The sequence below is a fragment of the Synechococcus sp. H55.11 genome, assembly GCF_047462475.1.
GTDB lineage: Bacteria > Cyanobacteriota > Cyanobacteriia > Thermostichales > Thermostichaceae > Thermostichus.
In genome coordinates this window covers 1-4,742 of record NZ_JANSJI010000216.1, presented here as the reverse complement: position 1 = coordinate 4,742, position 4,742 = coordinate 1, and the positions used below count along the sequence as shown (strand labels likewise).

Here is a 4,742-nt window from a genome sequence, read left to right as displayed (position 1 = left end):
GGGCCGACGGCGAGGAAGCGCTCCCCTAGCATTTCGGCAGCGGCAGGTTGGATCCAGCCCATGCGCTGCAGCAGATGCAAAGCCAAGGCATATTTGGCCCGCGCGGCCCCATCCTGTACCTTGATGGCCAGGCCCATCCCCTCTCCGACGCGCCCAATGCACTGGATCCCTTCGGCGCCGGACTTGCTGACCAGCTCTCCCTGGGTAGCCCGCATCAATTCTGTATCGAAACATCCCTGTCCGGCCACCATTTCCGGGTGGTGGGTCATGGCGCGGGCGATGGCCTCCAAGTCGGGCCGCTCGCCGGCAGTCAGTTGGGCAAATAGAGAGGCCAAATGGTTCAGTTGCAGTTGGTAGGTGGGCACGCCGCAGTCATCGCGGGCAAACAAAAACTCTTCCGAAGGCATCTGCAATAGATCCGCCAACTTAGCCCGCACCAGGGCCTGAACGGGGTGTTGCCGCTGGGCGTAGTCCGGCAGGGTCCAGTTCTGGGCGCGGCTTGCTAGCAGCATGCCAGCATGCTTGCCGGAGCAGTTGTGGCACAGGGGGCTGGGCTTGCCGGGTGGGGTGGGGCAGACCAGCAGCTCGGGAGACAGGTCGGCGCGCCAGAGCATGCTGAACACCTGCCGCGCATGGGCCGTGGTGCCCTGATGGGATCCGCACATAATGGCGATATCCTTCTCGCTGAGGCGGTAGCGCTCGCGGATGCCGGTGGAGAGCATGGCCAGCGCTTGGAAAGGTTTGAGCGCAGAACGGGCAAAAACAGGGGTGGTGCTGTTGCCGGCCATGGCCAGGGAGCGCCCGCGGCTATCGGCCACGACCGCTTGGCAATGATGGATAGATTCGGTCAACCCTTCCCGCAAAACATGGATCAACAGTTCGGGGGTGGTGGAACGATTCTCAAATGACATGAAATCCTGGGAAAGGGCCGACGAGTCTGAAAAAAGGATGTGTACTTTATCAAATCATACGCGCAGATCCGGCGCGAGACGTTGCCGGAACCTTTCTAAGTAGCAAAATAGAACAGTTGCCTCTGGATCCCTGACTTCTGCCATGTCCTTAGCTCCACTGGTGTTTTTGGTTTGTCACGGCAGCCGGGATCCGGAATACCAACAGGCGGCGGCGGATTTGCTGGCCCGGGTGCGGCAGCGGCTGTCTCCTCAGCCGGTGGAGCTGGCCCAGTTGGAAGGTCAGCCCCTGACCTTGGCAGAGCAGATTCACAGACAATTGGCCTCCTGTCTGGATAGAGTCGATGGGCCGGTGGTGCTGCTGTCGCTGTTTATGGGCGGGGGATCCCATGTGGAGGAGGATTTGCCGGCTGCGGTGGAGCAGGTTCAAGCTCGCTGGCCGCGCCTGCAGTTGCTGCTGACGCCCCCCATCGGCCAGCACCCAGCCCTGATCGATTTGGTGGCGGCTCGCGTGGTTGCGGCGCAGCGGTTGGGGGAACTGACCCACGGCTGGATCCTATTTGGCCATGGCAGCCGCCTGCCGGGATTTGCCGCCCAGCTCCAGGCCGGGATCCAAGCTCTGGAACAGCGCCTGCCCGGAATTCCCATCCACCTGGCTTTTGCCGCCCAGCCCCCGACACTGGAAGCGGCTGTAATCCATTGCCTGCGTCTGAGCCAGTATCGCCTGCGGGTGCTGCCGTTTTTTCTTTTTCCGGGCGGTCTGCTGCGCGCTTTACAAGAACAAGCTCAGCGGCTACAGCGAGAATGGCCCTTGCTGCAGATTACGGTGGAGCCGCCCCTCTGGCGGGATCCCCAGGTGGTACAGGCCATCCAGGAGACCCTGCAGACGGCCTGTCTGACCGGGAAGTAGGGTTGGTTGGTCAAAACTGTCCTGTTCCAGCAGAATAGATATTTCCGACAAGCTATTGGGATTTGAGATGGGCAAAGTGTATCTGGTGGGGGCAGGGCCTGGGGATCCGGGACTGCTGACGGTCAAGGGCAAAGCGCTGCTCGCCCATGCGGACGTGGTCATCTACGATGCCCTGGTGGGATCCCCCATTTTGGATCTGATCCCACCCACAGCAGAACGAATCTACGCCGGCAAACACTGCGGCGCCCATACCCTCCCGCAGGAGCAAATCACCGCCTTGCTGATCGAGAAAGCCCAGACGGCAGCCGTGGTGGTGCGCCTCAAGGGCGGGGATCCCTTCATCTTCGGGCGGGGGGGCGAGGAGATGCTGGCCCTGGTCCAGGCCGGGATCCCGGTGGAAGTGGTGCCGGGAATTACGGCGGGCATGGCCGCCAGCGCCTATGCTGGGATCCCACTCACCCATCGCGACCTCAGCTCCTCGGTTGCCTTCGTAACCGGCCATGAGGCGGTAGGGAAATACCGCCCCCAGGTCAATTGGCGCGCCCTAGCCGAGGCCGTAGAAACCTTGGTGATCTACATGGGTATGCACAACCTCGGCCACATCGCCGCCGAATTGTTGGCCGGCGGCAAAGCTCCCGACACCCCCGTTGCCCTGATCCGCTGGGGCACCACGCCGGAGCAAGAGATTCATCTGCTCCGTTTGGAGACTCTAGCCGGTCAGCCCTCGCCTGTAGCACCGCCCGCCATTGTCGTGGTGGGAGCGGTGGTCAATCTGGCCGGCCTGTTGCCCACTCTATGTCCGCTTGCCCCTTCAGAGCCTCAATGAACGCCTTTTTTCGCAAGCTGAGCGCCCTCTTTGCCGCCCACTACGCCTACATGCTGGAGTACCGGGCGGAGCTGATCCTGTGGGTGTTGGCCGGATCCCTGCCCTTGATCATGATGGGGCTCTGGAGCGAAGCCGCCCGTTCAGGAGATTTCTCGCTCTCTTCCCTGGAGTTCAGCCGCTATTTTCTGGCCGTGTTCCTGGTGCGCCAGTTCAGCATCACCTGGGTGATCTGGGACTTTGAGCGGGAGGTCGTCGAAGGCAAGTTATCGCCGCGTCTGTTGCAGCCTCTGGATCCCGCTTGGCACCACGTCGCCAGCCACCTGATGGAGCGCCTGGCCCGCCTCCCCTTTACCGTGGCTTTGATTGCCCTCTTTTTTCTGCTCTACCCCCGTGCTTTTTGGATCCCGTCTTGGCAACAGGTGGCACTGGGATCCCTGGCCATTCTGTTGGCTTTTGCCCTGCGCTTTCTTATGCAGTACACCCTGGCGCTGCTGGCCTTTTGGGTGGAGCGAATATCGGCTCTGGAGCAGCTTCATTTCTTGGTGTACCTGTTTTTGTCGGGGGTGATCGCCCCTCTGGAGGTGTTTCCACCGGCGGTGCGCCAGGTCTTGGCCTGGACGCCCTTTCCCTACTTGGTACATTTTCCCGCCGGCCTCTGGGTGGGGATCCCACAAGATATCCCGCGCGGTTTTGCCATGGGCCTGGCCTGGCTGGGGCTGTTTTGGCTGGTCAACCGCTGGCTGTGGCGCAAGGGTTTGCAACGCTACTCCGGGATGGGAGCCTAAACAAACCTATTTCCCAGTCCGCCTGAGCCGGCAGCAAGACTGCTTCTGGAACGACTATTATGGGGCAGGGGTTAGTTGATCGCCAGCATCCTATCTGGACTTAAACTTGCGGCAAGAGGTGAATAGCGCCCTCAGATCATCTCTTTAGTCATTCCTCAACAGCCTCTCCCGCTAGTCATCATGAAGCGCGTATTGGTCGTAGATGACGATCCCCTCTCTTTAAAGGTGCTGAGCCGCCACTTGACTCAGCACGGCTATCGGGTTTGTACGGGCACTTCGGGTGTAGAAGGGCTGCGCCTGTTTGCCCAAGAGCAGCCGGATGTGGTGGTGTCGGATGTGGTGATGCCGGAAATGGATGGCTTCGAGTTTTGCCGGCAACTGCGGCAACAGCGGGGCGGCGAACTCGTCCCCTTTATCTTTCTCTCCTCTCGCAGTGAGCTGGACGACCGCGTTCAGGGCTACGAGTGGGGAGCCGACGACTACATCATCAAGCCCTTCGAGCCGCTGGAGCTGGTGGCCAAGATCGAGGCGCAAATCGAACGATCCCGCCGCACCCAGTTGGAGATTCTGCGCCTGATCCAGCAGCAAACCCAGGCCAAAGCCGAAACTGCCCCCCGTCCCACCTTGGCAGATCTTCCCCTTACCCCTGCTGAGGAGCGGGTGTTCCGGGAAGTGATCCGCGGCCTCACCAACAAGCAAATCGGCGAGAAGCTGTTCATCAGCCCGCGCACTGTGCAAACTCACCTGACCAACATCCTCAGCAAGCTTTCTCTGGAAAATCGCTCGCAACTGGTGCGCTTTGCCTATGAGCGAGGCTACAGCGCCCAAGAGGAGCCGGACTCTCTTTCAGGCCAGGTGTAGCTGCAAAACAGAACGCGGCGCCTTGCGCACCCGACAGGGGATCCGCTCCTTGCCCAAGCGGACAAATGCCTCGTAGCGGTGGCAGCCGGAGAACCCATAGTATTCTCCCTCCACTTCCAAAACTTCGATCGGCTCCTGCAGCCCGATTGCTTCGATGGAAGCCATCAGCGCCCGCACTTTCTCCGGATCCGTCTGCCGCGGCAAGGGGCGACGAATTTGGGCCAGGGGAATCTCGCGAATGTGCGCCATGGTGAATTTTCTCCCTAGGTAAGCTCCTTAATCATACTCATTATGACTTTGCTCTAGCAAGGCTTGCAGAGGGAGTGGATTCTCAGGTCAGAGCATGGCAGGATAGCACCATTCCTCACTGCCCTTTCGCTCAGGAGCCAACTTAGCCATGTGGCAACTCCTCCAAGCTTTCTGGGGAAAGATCGCCGGCCAAGCTCCCCCCG

6 protein-coding genes are annotated in these 4,742 nt (G+C 60.6%); 4 read left to right on the top strand and 2 right to left on the bottom strand.

The genetic code is table 11. The features are described 5' to 3' along the window. The coding region (locus NW853_RS08865; RefSeq protein ID WP_414342019.1) for an asparaginase at positions 1–911 on the bottom strand (911 nt) is incomplete at its 3' end. A 142-nt stretch (positions 912–1,053) separates the two neighbouring features. On the opposite strand from NW853_RS08865, the gene NW853_RS08860 reads away from it, so the two are divergent. The 4 genes from NW853_RS08860 to NW853_RS08845 all read left to right on the top strand — a co-directional run bounded on the left by NW853_RS08860 (position 1,054) and on the right by NW853_RS08845 (position 4,290). Then, positions 1,054–1,818, top strand: a complete 765-nt coding sequence (locus NW853_RS08860) for a sirohydrochlorin chelatase (RefSeq protein ID WP_414332469.1) — start codon at positions 1,054–1,056, stop codon at positions 1,816–1,818. Positions 1,819–1,885: 67 nt separating this feature from the next. Continuing rightward, positions 1,886–2,644 carry a uroporphyrinogen-III C-methyltransferase gene (cobA, locus tag NW853_RS08855; RefSeq protein WP_414332467.1) on the top strand — a complete coding sequence of 253 codons (759 nt, stop codon included), beginning with the start codon at positions 1,886–1,888 and terminating at the stop codon, positions 2,642–2,644. Beyond that, positions 2,641–3,429: an ABC transporter permease gene (locus NW853_RS08850; protein WP_414348829.1), complete on the top strand. Its 789-nt coding sequence runs from the start codon at positions 2,641–2,643 to the stop codon at positions 3,427–3,429. Before cobA ends, NW853_RS08850 begins: the two co-directional genes overlap by 4 nt. Positions 3,430–3,609: 180 nt before the next feature. Beyond that, a complete protein-coding gene (locus NW853_RS08845) occupies positions 3,610–4,290 on the top strand; it encodes a response regulator transcription factor (protein ID WP_414332463.1) in 681 nt (226 codons plus the stop codon). On the opposite strand, the gene NW853_RS08840 is transcribed toward NW853_RS08845, so the two are convergent. Further along, on the bottom strand, positions 4,276–4,539 hold the full coding sequence (locus NW853_RS08840; RefSeq protein WP_414332461.1) for a ParB N-terminal domain-containing protein: 264 nt from the start codon (positions 4,537–4,539) through the stop codon (positions 4,276–4,278). The two genes, NW853_RS08845 and NW853_RS08840, sit on opposite strands and share 15 nt — an antisense overlap. Positions 4,540–4,742 lie beyond the last annotated feature (203 nt).